19 protein-coding genes and 1 tRNA gene are annotated in these 20,066 nt (G+C 42.0%); 5 read left to right on the plus strand and 15 right to left on the minus strand.

Translation table 11 applies throughout. The features are described 5' to 3' along the window. Positions 1-7: 7 nt before the first annotated feature. From argS to GB992_RS04970, 7 genes are all read right to left on the minus strand, one after another. A complete protein-coding gene (gene argS, locus GB992_RS04940) occupies positions 8-1,699 on the minus strand; it encodes an arginine--tRNA ligase (RefSeq protein ID WP_161001462.1) in 1,692 nt (563 codons plus the stop codon). Positions 1,700-2,041: 342 nt separating this feature from the next. Then, entirely contained in the window at positions 2,042-2,488 is a 447-nt protein-coding gene (locus GB992_RS04945) for a GNAT family N-acetyltransferase (RefSeq protein WP_162855617.1), read from the minus strand. Then, positions 2,469-3,011 (minus strand): P-loop NTPase family protein, encoded by a 543-nt coding sequence (locus tag GB992_RS04950; RefSeq protein ID WP_161001464.1) that lies wholly within the window; start codon positions 3,009-3,011, stop codon positions 2,469-2,471. The genes GB992_RS04945 and GB992_RS04950 overlap by 20 nt, the downstream gene beginning before the upstream one ends. Then, positions 3,011-3,541: an isochorismatase family protein gene (locus GB992_RS04955; RefSeq protein WP_161001465.1), complete on the minus strand. Its 531-nt coding sequence runs from the start codon at positions 3,539-3,541 to the stop codon at positions 3,011-3,013. Before GB992_RS04955 ends, GB992_RS04950 begins: the two co-directional genes overlap by 1 nt. A gap of 689 nt (positions 3,542-4,230) precedes the next feature. Then, the gene (locus GB992_RS04960) at positions 4,231-4,932 is read right to left on the minus strand and encodes a VIT1/CCC1 transporter family protein (RefSeq protein ID WP_161001466.1); all 702 of its coding nucleotides are present in this window, start codon (positions 4,930-4,932) and stop codon (positions 4,231-4,233) included. 52 nt (positions 4,933-4,984) lie between these two features. Continuing rightward, positions 4,985-5,626: a VIT1/CCC1 transporter family protein gene (locus GB992_RS04965; RefSeq protein WP_236402451.1), complete on the minus strand. Its 642-nt coding sequence runs from the start codon at positions 5,624-5,626 to the stop codon at positions 4,985-4,987. A 388-nt stretch (positions 5,627-6,014) separates the two neighbouring features. Further along, entirely contained in the window at positions 6,015-7,418 is a 1,404-nt protein-coding gene (locus GB992_RS04970; RefSeq protein WP_161001468.1) for an NAD-dependent succinate-semialdehyde dehydrogenase, read from the minus strand. Positions 7,419-7,732: 314 nt separating this feature from the next. Here GB992_RS04970 and GB992_RS04975 point away from each other — a divergent pair, with 314 nt between their 5' ends. The 4 genes from GB992_RS04975 (at position 7,733) to GB992_RS04990 (ending at position 11,584) form a co-directional block, all read left to right on the plus strand. Then, entirely contained in the window at positions 7,733-9,046 is a 1,314-nt protein-coding gene (locus tag GB992_RS04975; protein WP_161001469.1) for a Y-family DNA polymerase, read from the plus strand. Further along, a complete protein-coding gene (locus GB992_RS04980) occupies positions 9,039-9,359 on the plus strand; it encodes an acetyl-CoA carboxylase (protein ID WP_161001470.1) in 321 nt (106 codons plus the stop codon). Before GB992_RS04975 ends, GB992_RS04980 begins: the two co-directional genes overlap by 8 nt. Then, entirely contained in the window at positions 9,352-9,738 is a 387-nt protein-coding gene (locus GB992_RS04985; RefSeq protein WP_161001471.1) for a hypothetical protein, read from the plus strand. The genes GB992_RS04980 and GB992_RS04985 overlap by 8 nt, the downstream gene beginning before the upstream one ends. 457 nt (positions 9,739-10,195) lie before the next feature. Beyond that, on the plus strand, positions 10,196-11,584 hold the full coding sequence (locus GB992_RS04990) for an amino acid permease (RefSeq protein WP_161001472.1): 1,389 nt from the start codon (positions 10,196-10,198) through the stop codon (positions 11,582-11,584). Positions 11,585-11,647: 63 nt separating this feature from the next. Here the strand turns inward: GB992_RS04990 and GB992_RS04995 are convergent, their stop codons facing one another. Further along, positions 11,648-12,580: an IS3 family transposase gene (locus tag GB992_RS04995; protein WP_161001535.1), complete on the minus strand. Its 933-nt coding sequence runs from the start codon at positions 12,578-12,580 to the stop codon at positions 11,648-11,650. Continuing rightward, positions 12,541-13,215, minus strand: a complete 675-nt coding sequence (locus tag GB992_RS05000; protein ID WP_161001473.1) for a helix-turn-helix domain-containing protein — start codon at positions 13,213-13,215, stop codon at positions 12,541-12,543. The genes GB992_RS04995 and GB992_RS05000 overlap by 40 nt, the downstream gene beginning before the upstream one ends. A gap of 338 nt (positions 13,216-13,553) precedes the next feature. Between GB992_RS05000 and GB992_RS05005 the strand changes: the two genes are divergently transcribed. Then, positions 13,554-14,273, plus strand: a complete 720-nt coding sequence (locus GB992_RS05005; RefSeq protein ID WP_161001474.1) for a hypothetical protein — start codon at positions 13,554-13,556, stop codon at positions 14,271-14,273. A 113-nt stretch (positions 14,274-14,386) separates the two neighbouring features. Here GB992_RS05005 and GB992_RS05010 read toward each other — a convergent pair. The 6 genes from GB992_RS05010 to GB992_RS05035 all read right to left on the minus strand — a co-directional run bounded on the left by GB992_RS05010 (position 14,387) and on the right by GB992_RS05035 (position 19,847). Next, a tRNA-Gly gene (locus GB992_RS05010) sits at positions 14,387-14,457 on the minus strand. A gap of 366 nt (positions 14,458-14,823) precedes the next feature. Further along, the gene (locus tag GB992_RS05015) at positions 14,824-15,297 is read right to left on the minus strand and encodes an S-ribosylhomocysteine lyase (protein WP_017261651.1); all 474 of its coding nucleotides are present in this window, start codon (positions 15,295-15,297) and stop codon (positions 14,824-14,826) included. Positions 15,298-15,313: 16 nt separating this feature from the next. Further along, a complete protein-coding gene (locus tag GB992_RS05020) occupies positions 15,314-16,171 on the minus strand; it encodes a MetQ/NlpA family ABC transporter substrate-binding protein (protein ID WP_162855618.1) in 858 nt (285 codons plus the stop codon). Positions 16,172-16,218: 47 nt separating this feature from the next. Then, entirely contained in the window at positions 16,219-17,379 is a 1,161-nt protein-coding gene (locus tag GB992_RS05025; RefSeq protein WP_161001475.1) for a 5-methyltetrahydropteroyltriglutamate--homocysteine S-methyltransferase, read from the minus strand. A 447-nt stretch (positions 17,380-17,826) separates the two neighbouring features. Then, a complete protein-coding gene (locus GB992_RS05030) occupies positions 17,827-18,999 on the minus strand; it encodes a MalY/PatB family protein (RefSeq protein ID WP_161001476.1) in 1,173 nt (390 codons plus the stop codon). Next, positions 18,996-19,847 carry a DUF3737 family protein gene (locus tag GB992_RS05035; RefSeq protein ID WP_161001477.1) on the minus strand — a complete coding sequence of 284 codons (852 nt, stop codon included), beginning with the start codon at positions 19,845-19,847 and terminating at the stop codon, positions 18,996-18,998. Before GB992_RS05035 ends, GB992_RS05030 begins: the two co-directional genes overlap by 4 nt. Positions 19,848-20,066: the final 219 nt, after the last annotated feature.

The following is a 20,066-nucleotide window of genomic DNA, read 5'->3' on the forward strand; positions in this document are numbered from 1 at the left end:
CACCGCCCTACATTTCGTCTGGTGATTCAACGCCAAGCAACCGCAAGCTTTCCTTCAACACGATGCTGACACTCTTAACAAGTGCTAGACGAGCGTTTAAGCCATCATCTTCAACTAAGACTTTCGAGTTAGCGTAGTACTTGTTAAATTCACGCGCCAAATTTATCGCGTATTTTGCCACGACAGATGGTTCATACTCTGTAGCCGCCCGTTTGATAACATCACCAAACTCGCTCAACGCCTTAATCGTATTCCAAGCTGCTGGATCGTCAATGCTGATGTCATCCAAATCAAACGTCGTCTTGTTGGCTTTCCGTAACATACTTTCGGCCCGCGCACGTGCATATTGAACGTAGGGACCAGTGTCACCTTCAAAACGAACTACTTCTTCAAGATTAAAGTCGAAACTATTTAACCGTTCATTCTTCAAGTCGTGGAAAATTACGGCACCCACACCAACTTCATGAGCAACCTCAGTCTTGTTAGCTAATGATGGGTTCTTCGCTTCAATTTGCTTCATGGCCAAATCAATGGAATCTTTTAACACATCTTCCAGTAGAACAACCCGCCCAGAACGCGTGGATAATTTTTGACCATTCAAGGTAATGAGACCAAACGGAATGTGGTGAATCTGGTCGGCCCAGTCAAAGCCCATTTCCGTCAACACTGCCTTTAATTGTTTGAAATGGTTAACTTGTTCCGCACCCACAACGTAAAGCGACTGGACAAACTTGTATTCACGTTTCCGATAAATAGCAGCAGCCAAATCACGTGTAATGTACAACGTTGCACCATCTGATTTTTTAATTAACGCTGGGTTTAAGTCGTACTTGTCCAGATCAACAACTTCCGCACCCTTACTTTCATGCAAAAGATGCTTATCTTCAAGAATCTGGACAACTTCGTCCATCTTGTCGTTGTAGAAAGCTTCACCATTGTAAGAATCAAACTTCACGCCTAATTCATCATAAATCCGCATAAAGGATTTAAGTGATTCTGAACGGAACCACTTCCATAGGCGAGTTGCTTCTTCATCACCATCTTCAAGCTTTTTAAACCATTCACGGGCGTCTTCGTCCATTTCCGGATGCTCTTTTGCTTCTTTATGGAAACGAACGTAGTATTCAAGCAACTTATTGATGGGATCCGCCTTCACTTCGGCTTCAGTTCCCCACATTTTGTAGGCTTGCATTAGCTTACCAAACTGTGTACCCCAGTCACCTAAATGGTTGATCTTAATTGGATGATACCCAGTTTTAGATAAAATATTGGCAATCGCATTACCAATCACTGTGGACCGCAAGTGACCCATCGACATTGGTTTAGCAATGTTCGGTGACGACATGTCGATGGGCACATTACCACCATTACCAAGGTTTTGAGCACCGTATTGATCCTTATCAGTTAAGATGGCAGCCAACGTAGTTGCAGCAAAGTTGCCCTTCTTTAGGAAGAAGTTAACATAAGGGCCAACCGCCTGAACCTTTTCAAAGACCGTTTGGTCAATTTTATCTGCCAAATCAGCGGCAATTAAATTAGGTGCTTTATGGAGTGTCTTGGCTAATACAAACGTTGGAAATGCTAGGTCACCAAGGTCAGAAGTTTTCGGCTGTTCAATTTTGACAACAATATCCTCAGCTGTTAATTGACCATCTAACGCTTCACTGATGGCTTGCGCAACTTGTTCGCGATTATTCATTAAATCTCCCTTTCATGGTTCAAATTCTAAATGTCGTGTTAAAAAACAAAAAAACGTCCCTTACATGTGTATGTAAGAGGCGATTTTCCGCGGTACCACTCTTTTTGATCAGGTAATTACCCAATCCACTCATTTAATATTTAACTTTAACCGTTTGACACGCTTCGTCTGCTCTCTTGATCGCCTTCCACCAACGCGACTCGCTTAACAATACCAATACAGACTACTTCTTCAAACGTGAACGCAAGCTATTATACCAACTACGGCTGTGAAACACAATATTATTTGCTTGAGCGAAACCGCGTTTTACTGCCCTGCTGGCATAGCCAGTCTATAAGTCAATTAATTTACTAAAGCTTGTGACATTTCCTGATGCGCAATACCAAAATCATCAAACGGTTTACTCATAATTTCAAATCCCATTTGTTGATAAAAGGCAGATAAATAAACTTGTGCCTCAATATCAATAACCTTGGCCTCCGGTTGCTTTTTAATCCAGTCAATCGCCGTTTGGACCAATTCACGGGCTACACCGTGACCACGAGCCGTCTTAACAACCAGAACGCGTCCAATATGCCAATGGTCTGTTTGCGACTCATCACGGTAAATTCGACAGTACGCCTGTACCTGCCCGTCTGCAGCTGTTGAAAATACATGCTGGGCAGTTAAGTCTACGGTGTCCACTTCGGGATAAGCACAAGCTTGTTCAACGACAAAGACATCCGTTCGTGCACGATAAATTTCAAATAATTCCCGTGTTGTTAACGCCTTAAATTCTTTTATCCACATGTTCCTGACCACCCTTTTCTGAAAAACGTAAAACTGCCTGTTGCACTTCCACAAAATTAGCGCAAATTGTTGGCGTTTTTGCGGCCTGAGCAATGAGCAAACGAACCTTTTGCCGATCATTTTGGTTATATTGGCGCTGCCACCGATGCATATCTTTTAATCCTTGCCAAGTCGGCTGATAGTCTGCGTGTTCTAAATGCAACAACTGCTTTACAAAACGTGAGTCAATCTGCCAACGAACTTTTTTGATACTCGGTTCGAGTAATATACATAAGTCTGCACGCTCAAATATTGTCGTCTTGCCAATCCAACCTAGTTGAGCGCCTTCAATGATAAAATCCTGTCGTTGGCAGATTTCATTCACCCTTGCAATTCGTTCTGCTTCTGGCCGTTTTTGAGCAACTGGTCCACGAACCCAGGTAATATCATCCAGTGACCACGCGGGCCACCCGGTCTGACTAGCCAATTTTCGAGCAATTGTTGACTTACCACTACCAACTGATCCACATAAATAAATTTTCATTAATGCGCCGCACCTTCAGTCGTTGATTCAGATTGGACTGTCGGATTCGGCATTACGTGGCCAAACGTCCCTTGCCAAATTTGTTCATGATGCTTAATGATTTGAGCAGCTGTCAACCCATTACTGGCCATCGTCGAAGACAATCCTTGCATAATTGACATATCGAAGCCTTGGTCATGACCAACTCGCATAGCGGTATCAACACAATATTCCGTTTGAAAACCGCAGATTTCAACAAATCGAACGGCCCGATGATGCAACAATGATGCCAACCCTGTTTCATAAAAAGAATCTGAATGGTACTTCAACATGACTTGATCCGTTTGTTGACGATGTAGTTGCGGTGCCAACATCCACGGGTCAGAACCATAAACAAGTTCATCATCCGTATGTTGAATGAATAATAGTGGTTTATTTTCCGCACGATAGGCATCGATTCGATCATTAATTTGATTAATGACTTGTTCGTAATTGGCTGCATTGACCATTCCCTTTTGAGCATCGATCACTAATAACGCGTCTTGTAACATGCTGGGCCACTTCCTAACGTTAAATTTGTTAACTATATTACCACTAGTTTTACCGCAAAATAGTGAAAGTTTGAAGTGGCCTAAACAACTCACATACGTGTAAAACCATTAAACCGCTAGTAATTTTTTTGGAGACAACCTTCATGCCGTTACGCTGACCCGAAACGCCGTTCCATGGGAATCGGTCTCAGCCTCCTGAAGCCCGGAGTCTTCTACCTTGATTATGAGCCGAAGTACACGTCTCATAAGTCATCCCGCAACACTAAGCGGCTAAATTCCCGCAGCCAAGTGTTTCCGACACGGAACTCTGTTTCAGGTCAGCTTCACTTCTATAGTAAACAATTATAATCAACGATTAAGCTTTCTGATAGTTACTATCGGATGAACATGACAGACAGCTTGCCACAACTTCAGCTGGAGGGCGGCAATATTGATACCAAACCGTGAAGGTAACTTAAATTCGAGTGGTTTGCTCGAATTTAAGTTACGGACGGTCGCAAAGACTCGGCTCCCCACGAGGCTTTGTGGCGAGGTGAAAGACGCTGGTTCCAGGCGGCTTGAACCGGTCCCACGGCGAGCGTATCAATGTTGCCAACCGTAGGCGTAAGTCACCTCTGTTCTAACTTTCATTTTGCAATCATAAAAAAATCCCGAAAGCCATAACAGTTTTCGAGATCTAACTAATTCAATTAGAGCAGTAACCCAACACGGTAGTGAATAAACATCGTAATCAACCCGACAATCACGTTTCTAATAATCGCCGTCTTAGTCAAACCATCACCAAGTTTGGCACTTAAATAACCAGTCAAGGCAACTGATAGTGTAACGGCCAAGATGGTCATTGGCCACTGGATGCTGACCGGTGAAAAAGTCATGGCAAATAATGGGAAAATTCCACCCGTCGATGCGGCAATCAGTGAGGAAAAAGCGGCGTTCCATGGATTCATGTAATGCCCTAGTTCAAGGTCATACTTAATTCGTGCCAGCGTCCCCAGCGGATTTTTTGTCATCAATTCGTCAGTGATTTCCTGCGCCGTTTGTTTGGTGACACCCCGGCTAACGTAGTAATCACGAACAATCGCAGCTTCTTGATCAGGTTGCGTCTTTAACAATTCACTTTCCTGTGCAACCGCAGCCCGCTCAGTATCTTTTTGTGAACTAACTGAGGCATATTCGCCAGATGCCATAGAAAAAGCACAAGCTAATAAATCGGACAATCCGGCAATGAAAATTGTAAATTGATTCGTCGTTGCGACGGCAACAGAAAATAACACCCCGACAACGGTTAAAATACCATCGTTTGATCCCAAAACACCGGCACGTAACGTATTTAAACGCTCAGCCATGGTCATTTTAGTTCGTTTCTTTGGTTTAGTTGGACTTACTTGCATAAAACACTACCTCTTTTCTCTATCTCTTCAAACGCCATTCTTCAACACATGACTAATGGGCAAATAATAGTCCGATGGCATATGTGACCGCCATGGTTAATAAGCCTGAAATGACGTTTCTCATGGTTGCCTTGCCACGGTTGGCGTGTCCCAATGAGGCAGCGATATAACCCGTAATTGATAATGCAATAATCACAGAAATTACGGTTGCCAACACCCGAATTCTTGCTGGAAAGAACGTAATGGCGACCAGCGGTAAAATTGATCCTGTCGGAAATGAAATCATAGAAGCAATCGCTGCACCAATGGCACTAGTTTTAACCTTTGGATCAAACCCATAACGTTCACGTACACCAGTATATAGCGGATCGCCAGACATCATTTCATGAGCAGCGCGATTGGATAACTGTTCCGAAATACCCTGTGCCATATACTTATCTTTAATAAAATCAATTTCTGTATCCACGTGATTGTCCACTGCGCTTGTCTCACGTTGAATCGCACGCTTTTCAGAATCACGTTGCGTACTAACGGAGACCCATTCCCCCATTGCCATTGAGATTGTACCAGCCAGCATACCAGCAATCCCTGCTAGGAAAATTGCCCGAGGACTATTGGTTGCACCAGCTACCCCAATAACGATACCGGCAACGGACAAAATACCATCGTTGGCACCCATGACGCTCGCCCGCATGATGTTTATCCGCTGGGCAAGCGATGCACCTTTTTTACTTTTTTGCGGTTGTGTCGTTTCCACGTGATTGCCCCTTTTCAATACCAGAATCACCATTTATAATAAATGAAGATTGGTACGTTCTCTCTGTTTAGAATCATTCTAACATGCATTTATATATTAGCACACTGATTGGAATCTGCAAGTAATCAGTGTGCCTTTTTTCATCTTTTTTCAATCACCTTTAACAATAGGCTATTTTGATGTTTTTTCAACACTTTTCATATTTTTATATGGCTACCCTAACTTTAAAGATTCATCTCGTTAATCTATGTAACTTAAAACAGGTTCGTTTGATTCAGGCAATCACCTGTCTCAAACGAACCTGTTTCATTAATCAATTTAATTTTTAGAATAAGGCACCGGCTAAATTATCCAGTTCAGGATGATCTTTAGCTACAATCAATTCTTCATTAACAAATGCCTCGAGGCCTAACGTACTCATTTCACGTCCATAACCGGACTTCTTCACACCACCAAATGGCAATTCAGGCAATGTGTACATGAACGTATTGACAAATTCCATCCCCGTTTCAACTTGACTAGCCACCTTAGCGCCATGCTCTTTGCTGCCAGCAAACACAATACCGCCAAGTCCAAACTGTGAATCGTTGGCCAAATCAATCGCCTCTTGTTCAGTAGCCACTCTGTAAACTTGTGCTACTGGCCCAAACATTTCCGTAGAATAAGCTGGATTGTCTGGTTTAATATCTGTCAAGATCGTCGGTTCAAAGAATTGCCCAGGTAAATCGATTGGTTGATTACCTTGATACAAGTTTGCCCCATTTTCAATTGCTTCATCGACTTGCTGTTGCAATTTGTGTTTAGCTTTAGCAGATGACATTGGTGCCAATGTCGTAGCATCGTCAAGCGGATCACCAGGCTTTACGCTGGCAAACTCCTGCCCCAATCGTTTCAAAAATTCGTCGTACAAATTTTCTGCAACAATGAATCGCTTAGATGAGGTACAAACCTGCCCTGCATTGTACAAACGAACCTGACGGGTGACTTTCATGACCTCGTCCAGGTTGGCATCTGGTAATACGATGAATGAATCCATCCCACCAAGTTCCATCGTCGATTTCTTCAAGTTTTCACCAGCCGCGGCTGCAACAGCGCGACCACCGCGCTCAGAACCAGTCAACGCAACACCTTGGACACGAGGATCTGCAATCACAGTACCAACTTGATCATAATTCAAGAATAGGTTGATCAGACTACCCTCAGGGGCTCCCGCTTCTTTAACGAGCTGTTCAAATGCTACTGCTGACCCGGGTGTGTTAGCGGCATGCTTTAAAATCATCGGGTTACCCACGATAAAGTTTGGCGCAAAGACACGCATAATTTGGTAGTAAGGAAAGTTCCATGGTTCAACCATCAAGACAACCCCAGTCGCGTGTTTTTCTACCCACGCATCACCAGCGCCAGATTTAATTGGGGTTGGCTTGAGCATGTCAGCGCCATGATCAGCAAAGTAATCCGCGATAATCGCACATAACTCAACTTCACCCTTAGCTTCCTTTAAGAGCTTTCCCATATCAATAACCATTGTTTTAGCCAAACTATCTTCGTGCTTACGCATTAAATCTGCAATCCGATGTAAGATCTCTGCACGGGACTGAATATCGGTGTGTCGCCATTCATGATAAAGCTTATCGCCACTTGCCAACGCAGATTCGATTTGATCACTGGTTGCATCAGGATATGTTTTAACAACTTCGTTTGTATAGGGATTAACTGTTTGATATGCCATACTATTTACCTCCAAGCGGATTAATGATTATTCACTATCTTTGAATTCGCTTTCATTATAGTTTTTAAAAGGCTTTCTTAGCAATTAATGGCAATAAATTTTCACAAACATTTATTTTCACATTCCTCATTATGAGCTTAATCTCCCTTAAAAATGGGATTATCAGAGTCTAAACTGTAATGGGTTTAATTACAATTTAATAAGAGTGTGTCTTAGTACACAATCGCGCTAAAAAAGCATAAAGTTTCGCTTGACGTTGCGAACGCTTGTTTGTATTATTTATTCATAGCAAACGGATGTTCGAGGTGATCTTAATGCCCTATGATTACGATGCTTCAAAGGAACCACACGGCGTTTACTTTCTTATTGATAACAAGTCCTTCTATGCCAGTGTCGAGGCCGTCCAACGCGGTCTCAATCCCCTAAAAGAATTACTGGTTGTTATGAGTGAACAAAAAAACACCAATGGTGGTCTCATTCTGGCGACTTCACCTGATGCTAAGCAGAAGTACCATCTCACAGCTAATGTGTCTCGCCAGCGTGACTTGCCCCAGGACGAAAAACTCATTGTTGTGCCGCCACGAATGAATTTATATATTAAAAAGAATTTGCAAATTAACGATATTTTTCGCCGTTTTGTTGCAGATGAAGATTTATGGCCCTATTCAATTGATGAATCCATCTTAGACATGACTCATTCTTATAAATTATTTGGACAACAACCGCGAGAAGTTGCCAAGCTCATTCAACACACAATTCGTAGAGAGTTAGGCCTGTACGTCACAATTGGTATCGGTGAAAATCCTGTGCAAGCTAAAATTGCTTTGGACGTATACGCTAAACACGCCCAAGATTTAATCGGTGAAATCCGCTACGATACTGTTCCAAGTCAAATCTGGACGATTTCTCAGCTGGACTCTGTCTGGAGTATCGGCCATCGAACAGCCGCTCATTTAGAACGAATGGGAATTCACACGATGAACGATTTGGCTCACCATGATCCCTACGATTTGACCGCTGAAATGGGAATTATTGGCGCCCAATTATTTGCTTTAGCATGGGGCATTGATCGTAGCCAAATACGTAAACGTGTCAAAGTTCGTGAAGCTAGTCTAGGAAATTCACAAGTATTACCACGTGATTATAATGATCAATTTGAAATTGAAACAGTTATTAAAGAGATTGGCGAACAAGTTACGGCTCGTTTGCGCCACCATCACAAATTAGCTGGCTGTCTTTCCCTCTCCATTGGCTTTTCCTATGCTGCTAGCGAACAAGATGGCCGAGGTGGTTTCCATCAATCGATCCGCATTGATCCAACTGACAGCAACAAAATCATTGTGAGCCACCTAACCAATATGTTTCGCAACCACTGGCAGGGTCAAACTATTCGTAACATTGCTGTTTATACTTCACGATTATCTCCTAATACTGGTCAGCAACTTGACTTATTTTCAGACCCTCAACGACAAATTAAAAATGCCCGCTTTGAAGCCATTGTTGATGCTATTCGTGACCGTTACGGTTTTCGTGCCATCGTTTTTGCTCGAAGTATTATTCACGGCGGTACAGCTATTAACCGTGCCTCACTGGTAGGTGGACATAACGGAGGAAATGCATATGAATAAAGATTTAGATTTAATTTGCCAACGCATCGATGAGCTATTTCTACGGCAGTACAATACCCGCTATTGGCTACAGATTGTCGATGATCCCTATGACAAAACGTATAATTTTTTCTTTGACAGTCTAAAAAAAGCTCATCGAGAGAAATCTGTCCCCTTACATACTGTCACCATTTATGATTTAACGTATCTTGAGGAGCTTGTTGAAGATATTCAAAAGCACACCCAATTGAGCATTCAGTTTGAAGGTTTTACTGGTCAGCATTGGCCAAAATCACAACGGATCATCCAAAGAAAGAAGCATTGGGATGAGTGATGAAAGGTATCCTGATTACGATCCTAAAATTGTGCAAGACTTTTTCGATAACCATTATGTCGATCGTGGCATGCTGAAGTGGCAAGGTTATTATTTATCAGATCACACAAGTGCTTTAAACAAAGAAGCAGAAGAAAAGCAGCGTCACTTTGAACCCAAGCCACTACAATCTATGACCGAAATAAGTCAACTGCTGGCCACAGCATATGCCAATATTTATCGTGTCAGCATCCAATGTTACGCCCACAATAGTGAGGGTAAGCTCTCCGCTGACATCATCGGTCATGTGAAGGGCTACGACGATGTCAGTGTGTATATTGAAGAGAATGGTTTTCTGCGTCTTGACGATATTCGCCATGTCACAGTGTTAAAACCATAATTGGCATTTTTATTCGCTGGTATCATGAAACCATTGGTTTTGCTAAAGAAAAGCCTGTTGGCACATTGGGTAACAAGTTTTGGGGTAGTCATCTTATAAATTTCGTTTGACATGTTTCTCATTGTCGTTTAATATGTTTTTAACTTAATTTTTCTGCTGAACTGATGTGGTGGATGCGTTAATTAGTGATCTAAAGAGAGCACCAACGGCTGGAACGGTGTGTTGACTGATTAACTAAAGACCCATTAGAGCGTATTTTTTATGAGAAATACCGGTGTTACCCGTTATCGTAAACTGCATATTCGTGTGCAGTAAGGAGCAACAGACAAATTGCCTGTTGCTCGAACAAAGGTGGTACCACGTGTAAACGTCCTTTGAATCCATGTTGATTCAAAGGACGTTTTTATTTTTCATTTTAAAAATCAAAACAGTCAGATATAGAGAAAAGGAGTTTGCAATGACAAACGAAACCAAAAGCAACGACAACGCGCATCTGCAACGATCATTAACAAGCCGCCATATTACGATGCTGGCATTAGGTGGTGCTATCGGTGCTGGTCTGTTTAAAGGCAGTGCCAACGCCGTCCATACTGCCGGCCCTTCGGTTATTTTATGTTACCTGCTTGGTGGTTTAATTCTGCTATTTATCATGCAAGGCATGGCTGAAATGGCCGCAAATAATCCATCCGCCACCGGCTTTTCAGGTTTGCTACAACCAATTCTTGGTCCCTTTGCGGCTTATCTAGTGGACTGGGCCTACTTTACGATGTGGTTTGTGGATTTAACAGCTGAAGCCGTGGCCGCGGCCAGTTTTATTCAAATCTGGTTTCCAACCGTTCCTACCTGGCTAATTGTTTTAGTCATTGCGGTCGTCATTTCTGGCATTAATCTACTTTCAGTCCGCTGGTTTGCCGAAACGGAATACTGGCTAGCCATTATGAAAATTGCGGTTATTATTTTCTTCATCTTCGCTGGTATCTTCCTAATTGCTCGAAACATGATGACCACTAACCATGCATTTGTTAATTTAACCGTTCACGGTGGCTTCTTCCCTCATGGTGCTTTTGGCTTTCTAAGCGCTATGTTGATCGTAATTTATTCATTTGCCGGCTCAGAATTAATCGGAATTACATTAGGCGAAGTGAAGGATCCACAAAAAGTCATCCCGCACGCAGTTCACGGCATCATGTTCCGGATCATTTCATTCTATCTAATTCCTTTTTTCATCATCGTCACTCTATTTCCATGGGACCAATTAACGGATAAAGTCAGTCCATTTGTCTCAGTGTTCCGGTTATTAAACATTCCGTTTGCCTCCGACATCGTTAACTTCGTGATTATTCTAGCGTTGATTTCCTCCATCAATTCTGGTATTTACTCAGCATCACGACTCTTATTCGTTCAAAACCAACGCAACAAACGTCAAACGAAGGTTACAACTGCCTTAACCCGGTTGAATAAACATTTTGTCCCTTACATGGCCGTCCTCATGTGTTCATTATCTTTATTTGCCGGTGTACTGCTTACCTACTTTATTGGTAATACATTGTTTGATTATTTAGTCGGCTCAATTAGTTATACAATTTTAGTAATATGGATTCTGCTTTGTCTGGGCCATATCCGCAGTCGTCGCTATAAATTTGATGACACTACCTACCACGTCAGCTTGTACCCATGGACATCGTACTTTTCTTTAATTGCATTAGTACTCGTTTTCTTTGGTATTCTTTTCTCCACTAATATCATTGTCACAGTACTGACCATAGCGATATACGTTGGTATCTGTGCTTACTATTATTTTACGCAGCGTGAATCGTTGTATGAAAAATCAAAAATAAATAAGTAATCCTTTCACTGCACTGTGCCCTGTCAAGTTGACAGATGAAATAATATAAAGTTTTGGTATTCTCTAAGCGGCTTCATTCCAGTATTCATCTGGAGTGAGGCCGTTTCTTTGCGCCGAACGATTCTGGTGATTGAAGTACTCGATACCTGCTTCGATTAATTGAAGCAGTTCCTCATACGTTTTAGGACGTGCGTGACGTGCTAACCAGCGTAGTTTGAACTCGTTCCACCATCGCTCCATTGGTGCGTTATCGTACGGTGTGCCTGGTCGCGACATGCTTCTGGTGACTTTGAATGGTACCAGGAAGTCATTGAATTCATTGGATGTGTATGCAGAACCACGATCAGTGTGAATCATCGGATGAACTTCTTCACCAACGGCATCAAACGCGCGTTGGAAAACCGCAATTTCAGCTTTACTGGTCTCTGTCGGACTTAGGTGATAAGCCATCAAACGACGTCCATACAGAGCTAACACGCCACTAAATCTCACTTTATGCTCACCGTTGACACCATAAGTGACTTCTGTTGAATCAGATAACCAAACCTGGTTGGGTTGCTCAACGGTAAACTCCTGATCAAGAAGATTATCCTGCGTATATTGCTCTGACTGCTTAATTCGATTATGTTTCTTTGTCCGTATCTGACATCGAATATTCAGCGCTCGCATCACACGACGAACTTGCTTTGGGGTCACCGCAAAGGTGATCTGTTCATCTTGTTCGAGGTTAATCAATAAGTTGCCAGCGCCGATCCCTTGGTAATGAAAATCAAACCAATACTGGACGCGTTGCTTAAGTACTTTATCATGTTTTTCCCACTGTGTTTCAACACGTTTAAAACTCTTGTTGTATGCCTGTCGACTAACTCCAAGAATTGCTAAGAGTTTTGTGATGGCACCGTGATGCTGGTGGCTGACTTCCTTGATTGCACGGTAGGCCAGCCGATGTTGTTCATTCACCCCTTGTGCTGAAGTTCCAGCAATTTTTTTACGAATGCATCCTTCAGTTCTTGATCTTTTAGCTGGTCTTCTAACTCGCGAATCCGCCGGTTGGCTTTATCTAGGTCTGTTAATTCACTAAGTTCCTTATGATGTCCGCGATTATCAACCAAAGCCTCATAACCACCGGCCTTTACCTTGAGCACCCAAGAACGGGCTTGTTGATAGCTCACGCCAAAGTGAGCAGCCGCTTCGGTGTATGAATGGTTATCTTTAGTCACATATTCAACGATTTCAATCCGTTCATCAAATGTCGTTTTGCGGCTCATAGTGGGGACCTGCTTTCTAAACGGCGAGGCCGTTAAAGGTTTTTCCCCATTATACAGTGAAACCCAGTCCTGCAGTTGCTTCGCTGAACGCAAATCAAACTTCATTGTTAGTGATTGTAAAGTTCCGTCGCCCGCTAGATAAGACTGCACAGCCATTTGTTTAAGTTGCTTAGAGTAATGGTTGTTCTTGTGGGTTTCTTTCAATCCTTCTAAACCATCACGTTTGTATTTATCACGCCAGCGCTTAAGTGTGCTGGCGTCAATATTGTATTGTTTGGCCGTGGCTTTCATGGATAAAGCAGATTGCTGATATTCAGTTAGAATGGCCAGCTTTTCTGGAGCTGTATGTTTAGTTCTGGGCATACGAAAAATCCCTCCGTAACTATCAGATGAATTATATTATTTCATCTGACAACCACAGAGGGATTATCGCACACTGACCCTGGCTGCATTTAAATCACATTGCAGACGGGGATTTTTTAACAATTCAATTATTTTCTTAGATTATCATTTTAGTAAAAAGTAAATTTTGAAAAGCTGTTGTTTAACCTATTAATAATTGTCATTGACGTACTATGCAAGTTTTCATATCATTTCAATCATCCTCCTATCTTTTCTCATAATAGTTTTCAATGCCTCATATAAACTCAAGTCCAAATACTGACGACATAAAAAGCTGAATTTTATTGGAGTCTACGATAATGAACGACGTATTTGCCTTTCTGCTGTTGCTCTCTGTCATTTTCCTTTTTATCGCAATAATTCTTTGGATCATTTTATGGTTCAAAAAGAAGTCGTTAAAGCTAATTGAACTCACCACAATATTGTTAGCCCTATTCGTAATAATATTTTTTAATGCATCGGGACTTAGTTCATCTCCGTCCAAGACGAGTTCTTCACAAGAAGATAACTGGTCGAATCCTAAAGATGAAGCACAAACTGATGATGACTCCGAAGATGATGCAGAAAGCTCGACCAATTCTTCAAGTAACGAAAACGACGAATCAAATCAGAACGATCCCCACTCTGTCACAAACGGTTCATCATCCGAAAACAACTCAGACAAAGGTTCTGACAACAAAGTCTATGGTCAATTAACTGCTAAAGGTGAAAACTTATCAGATGGAGCGTATAAGGATAAAAGTTTAGATTATGTAACTTATGGTGTTAACAGTGATATGTCAATCAATGTAGTAAAAGAAGATTTTTCTGATCTACCCTTGGATCCCAAATTAGACGCTCATGCCATTAATGAACATGTTCACGACTTTATGGAGGACGATGCTTCAAAAGCTTCTACAATTTCCGATGAAGATTCAAGCTATTATTCAGAAATAATTGATAAAAGCTATCAGGTGCATTTTGAAAAAAATGACAAAGGTGAAATAATAAACATCAAAATCTTCAAACAAAACGTTTAATTCAACCTAGATTAAGCAAGCAATCCCAATAAATTAACCAAATATCACAACGCTTTTCAGAAAAATTGTACAAAAAAAGCGCTTATCATTAAGCGCTTTTTAAATATTATTTAAGCGGGTGACGAGAATCGAACTCGCGACACAAGCTTGGGAAGCTTGAATTTTACCACTAAACTACACCCGCATTGAACCAACTTTTATAGTGTAGCATAGCGCCCTCAATCTGTCATTACTGATTTGGACGTTTGGACTAAAAATTGAGGAACCAACACCACAAAAAAATCGCCGAAAACTTTTATCAAGTTTCGACGATTTTTCAAATGTTTTCACACACCCTGAGCTGGAGGGCGTCAAAGATGAATGTAAGCCGTGAACGTGTTGTTAATCAGGCGTTTTTTGCCGGATTTACAACACAGGACGGTTGAAAAGACTCGGCACTCCACGAGGCTTGTCAACGATGTGAAAGACTTCGAACTTCAGAAGGCTTGAACCGGTCCCACGGCGGCATTCATCTTTGACAACCGCAAGCGTCAGTCAGAACAGACAACATTTAGATCACGTGACGTTCAAATGGTTCGTCGCTGATGCCTTGATCCAAAATAGTCTTGCACCATTCCTTGGCTGAGAACAAAGAGTGGTCACGGTAGTTCCCACAACTGTACTTGTCAGTGCCTTGAACGTCCTTCCATTCAATCGTGTCACGGATTTCTTCTAATGAGCTCTTCAATGCCTTGGCAACTTCTGTTGTAGAGTGTTCACCCCACATAATTAAATGGAAACCAGTCCGGCAACCGAATGGTGAACAGTCGATAACACCGTCCATGCGGTCACGTAACAAACCAGCTAATAAATGTTCAATGGTATGTAAGCCGGCAGTTGGAATCGCATTAGTGTTAGGTTGTACCAAACGTAAGTCATAGTTGGAAATGGCATCCCCTTTAGGTCCATTTTCAACTGTAATCAAACGAACATATGGTGCCTTAACCTTCGTGTGATCCAATGTAAAACTTTCTACTTTTGCCATAATCTACTCGACTCCCTTATTTTTTTAGTGCACTAATCGGTTTAATAACTTCAACCTTCGTGCCATGGAATTCATTCTTAATATAACGCTGAATGCCCTTATTACGATAGAGCTTAATCAACTTTTTAACGGATTTATTATTCCGGTACTTATCACCGGCTGCCAAAATGTTAACATCTTGGTTCGTTTCACGGTTGACCTTTTCATGTACCAATGAGTCCTTAAGAACGTTCAAACCGCCATCTTGTGCGACTGTATTGGACATTAAGACAGCATCAACATCTGATAAAACCCGTGGTCCAGTCGAACCATCAATTTGTCGAAACTTTAATTGACGTGGATTACTCTTAATGCCGCTCACATTACCAAGTGCATTGAAATTAGGCTTCAACGTAATTAATCCAGCCGTTTTTAACAGCTTCAGGCCACGAGTTAAATTAGCTGGATCCTCCGGAATGCCAATGGTTGCCCCTTTTGGTAACTGTTTTAAATGCTTAATCTTCTTCGAATACAATCCCAATGGTTCTAGATAGGTCGTACCAACTGCCGTTAACTTCTTCGTCGGATTTTCCTTATTATAAGCCTGCATATAGCTAAATGACTGAAATGCATTGACTGGAATCGTCCCATCGCCAGTAGCCTGATTTAACTGAACACTATCCGTTACTTCTTTAACGTGAATTGTGAGGTGCGCTTGTTTAGCCGCTGATGATTTAGCAATGTGCCGCCAAATTTGAGCATCTGTTCCCTGTGTCCCAACGGTCACACTGCTTGCACTAGCACCGGTCGATGTTCCTAATCCTAATACCAGTCCCGCCGCAATGGCGACAGCCACTAGAATTTTTTTAGAATGTTTGATATAGATTACCCTCATTCATAACTATTTTGATAAATCCGTTTAAAACTCACCAGTTGTCTGGCCTACTTTTCATCGACGCCCCAAACTTCTTCGGCAATCGATTTAGCTAACGCAATCTTAGCCCACTGATCATCTGGCGTTAAAATGTTGCCCTCTTCTGTTGAAGCAAAACCACATTGTGTGCTCAAACATAAACGGTCCAACGGGACAAACTTTGCGGCTTCATGAATACGATCAATAACCGTTTGCCGATCTTCGAGCTTACCATCTTTCGATGTTAATAATCCCAGCACAACCAATTTGTTATCGCTAACCTTTGCCAATGGATCAAAACTACCTGAGCGGTCTGAATCATATTCCAAATAATAGGCATTAACATGTTCCTGATTAAACAATGGATCTGCAACTTTGTCGTAACCACCAGCGGCAGCCCAGGTTGAGTGATAGTTACCACGGCAAATGTGGGTATTGACAGTTAGGTCAGTAGGCAATCCGTCAATCACAGAATTGTTAATGTTTAAATATAATTGTTTTAGTTCGTCGTCAGTTGTTGGTTCACCGCCCGCCAGACCATTAATAAAGTCCTTTGGCAGTGTTGCCACCAACATTCCCCAAGTACAGTCATCCAATTGAATGGTGCGTGCACCAGCGTCATACAAATCATTAATAACTTGTTTATAAGCCTTAGTAATATCAGCGAATAGTGCGTCATCAGTCGGATATATCTTCCGAACCTCGGGCAAATTAGTTGGGCTCAATAATTCAACCAACAATTGCGCTGGTGCCGGCAAAGTTTGCTTGACCTGAACACCCTTGCTGACATGAGCCTGAGTAAATTTAAAATGATCCACAAACGGATGGTTGTGCCCATCAATTTTATCGGTTACCGTAACGGTTGCTTTACGCGTTTCTTCACCGTGGAAGAAATAACCATGCTCAGGGACTTTATACGAGATGCCTTGAAAGCCCCAGAAAAAGTCGAGGTGCCACCAGCTCCGACGGAATTCACCATCTGTGACCGCCTTGAGGCCAGCAGCTTCCTCCTGTTTGATTAATTTAATGATTTCGGTGTCTTCAACTGCCGTCAATGCAGCACGATCAATTTTTCCTGCAGCAAATTGTGCCCGCGCTTGCTTCAAGGTTTCTGGTCGTAAGAAACTGCCGACAATATCATACCGAAATGGTGACTTGGTCCGTTTAGAAAAAGAAATTGCTTCACTCATATTCAAAAGCCTCCTGAAAGATGTTGTCGCTGTATGCGGCATTTTTAATTAAAAAACATTGATAAACAAAAAAATCCGTCCCTAACTGTCACTTCTGACAATCAGGGACGGATTTAACCGTGTTACCACCCTTATTTACATCATTTTCACAAATGATGCCTCGACGGTACCTGTTGATACCCGGCAAGTTAACGGTTGCAACCGTTCGGTCGGCGTGAACCAACTGAATCGCTCAGAGCTCATCTTCATCGCTGTGTCGTTGTCCCTTTCTCACCAACCGGGTTCTCTTTATCAACTGTCGAGCGATTACTCTTCTCTTCAACGCTTAATGTTTATCTAATGTTTTCTTAACGTTGAATTCAAGATACAGCGAAATAAATTTAGTGTCAACCACTTTTTTCAAGAAACACTCAGATAATCGCAACTATCTAATGGCAACACGTTTATTTATTTTTGAGCTAAAAAGGCTTTAATACCGCGTTTCAAACGTCCTAAGCCATCTTGTAGTTCGGCGTCAGGGCAAGCCACATTCATCCGGACAAATAAATTGCCATCGCCACCATATTCCACACCATCAGACAAGAATAATCCCGTTTTTTGGCGAATAAAGTGACAAAGTGCCACCGAATCATTGGTAACAGCGGATACGTCTAACCACATGAGGTAAGTCGCTGCACCACTGGCAACTGTTACCTCTGGCAGTTCATTACTCAAAAAGGTCGTCACTGACCGTTTGTTCGCGGCTAATTGCTTTAACAGTTCATTTAACCACGGTTCACCCTTAGTGAAGGCCGCGACCGCAGCATCGATCGCAAAAATATTTGGTTCAGCAATCTCATCGTTATTAATGCCTCGATCAATCCGTTCGCGAATGGCCGGATTAGGAATAATCATGCTCGATGTTTGAACACCCGCCAAATTAAACGTCTTTGTCGGTGATACACAAGTAATACTATTGTTGGCCAAATCGCTACTGATCGATGCAAACGGTGTGTACTGAACAGTTGGATCCGTGACAATATCACAATGAATTTCATCCGACAATACTAGCACATGGTGTTTCAAGCACAATTCACCAATCTGCTGCAAAGTTTCCCGCGACCACACTTTGCCAACAGGGTTAGCTGGATTACAGAGAATCATCATCGTCGTTAATGGATCTGCCAACTTGGCTTCCAAATCATCGAAATCAATATGATACTGACCGTTTTCATAGACCAAATCACTGGAAATCTGACGCCGACCATTATTAATAATCGAATTATAGAAAATGTTGTAAACAGGTGCTTGGACTAAAACCTGTTCACCTGGATTCGTCATCCGCCGAACAGTTGACGAAATGGCTGGCACAACCCCGCTACAGAATAAAATCCAGTCCGTTTGCACAGCAAATCCATGACGTTTACGCCACCAGTCTGCCACTACCTGATAGTAGTTGTCTGGAATGATGGAATAGCCAAAAATCCCCTTAGCAACCTTATCGGCTAACGTTGCCTTGATTTCTGGTGCCGTTTGAAAATCCATGTCAGCTACCCACATCGGTAACTCATTGTCGGCCACATCCCATTTTACTGAATTCGTGTGACGTCGATTAGGAACCGTTGTAAAGTCGTACGTCATTTCACTGTCACCCCAGTTTCCGTAATTGTTGTCTTGCTAGGATCGATTTGGTCCTCCTGCAAAATAATCTCACCAATAGCTGGTGCTGTAATTTCACCGCTAACAGGATTTTTGACACTGTCAATTTTAGTCATGATATCGGCGTGAACAGATGAATATTCGAATGCTAGGTTGGTTTTGATCAGTGAACAATTCTTCATAACCAAATTATCCATGTAACAAAGACCCTGCTCACTTTCGATCCGACAATTAATAAACGTAATGTTCTTTGAATTCCAACCTAGATATTCACCAATGATGGTGGAATCATAAACGGTTACGTTTTCGCAATTCCAGAAGGCGTCCTTTGATAGCATCGTGGCGTTGTGAATTTCAATATTCCGTCCACCGTCAAACGAATAATTACCGGACAATTGAAAATCATGGGCAACGATGTTTTGACTGTTCATGCCAAAATAATCGCCCTTAGCGGATACATGGTCCAAAGTAATGTCATCACAGCTCCACAATGTTTCCTGAGCAATTGGCATCTGCACATTGGTCAAGTGAATGCCACTGGCACGACGAAATGTTTTCGGTGCCTCAATTAAACACTGTTTCATATCAATGTTGTGCGTATACCAAATGCCTGAACGTGCCGTTTCCAGTAGTGTCGTGTTTACTGCGCTGACATCCGTACAGTACCAAAGTGGATATTTCCATTCAAACGTATCGTGTTCTAGCGTCAGGTGATGGCCCTCTTTAAGTGGTGATTCCCCGTCTGCAAAAGTTGTGTTGGTAATATTTAAATTAGCGGCATTGAATAATGGCCGTTCACCAACGTATTGTTGTTGATCAATATTTTTCAAAAAGGATTCGCTTCTTTCATGTTCAAGTTCTTAAAACTTCGGTCAGCCGATTGAAGGTAACTAACTAACTGTTACTACTTTACCCCCTTCGAGCAACTATAAGGCAAACTTTTTCAAAAAGGCAAATTACAAGTTTAATCCGAACAAGCCCGGAAACTTTCAATGGCAGTCTGTTGATGATGGATTTTTAATGGTCGTTGATTAATAAGCTCAAGTGCT

This window comes from Furfurilactobacillus milii, assembly GCF_009863985.1.
Classification (GTDB): domain Bacteria; phylum Bacillota; class Bacilli; order Lactobacillales; family Lactobacillaceae; genus Furfurilactobacillus; species Furfurilactobacillus milii_A.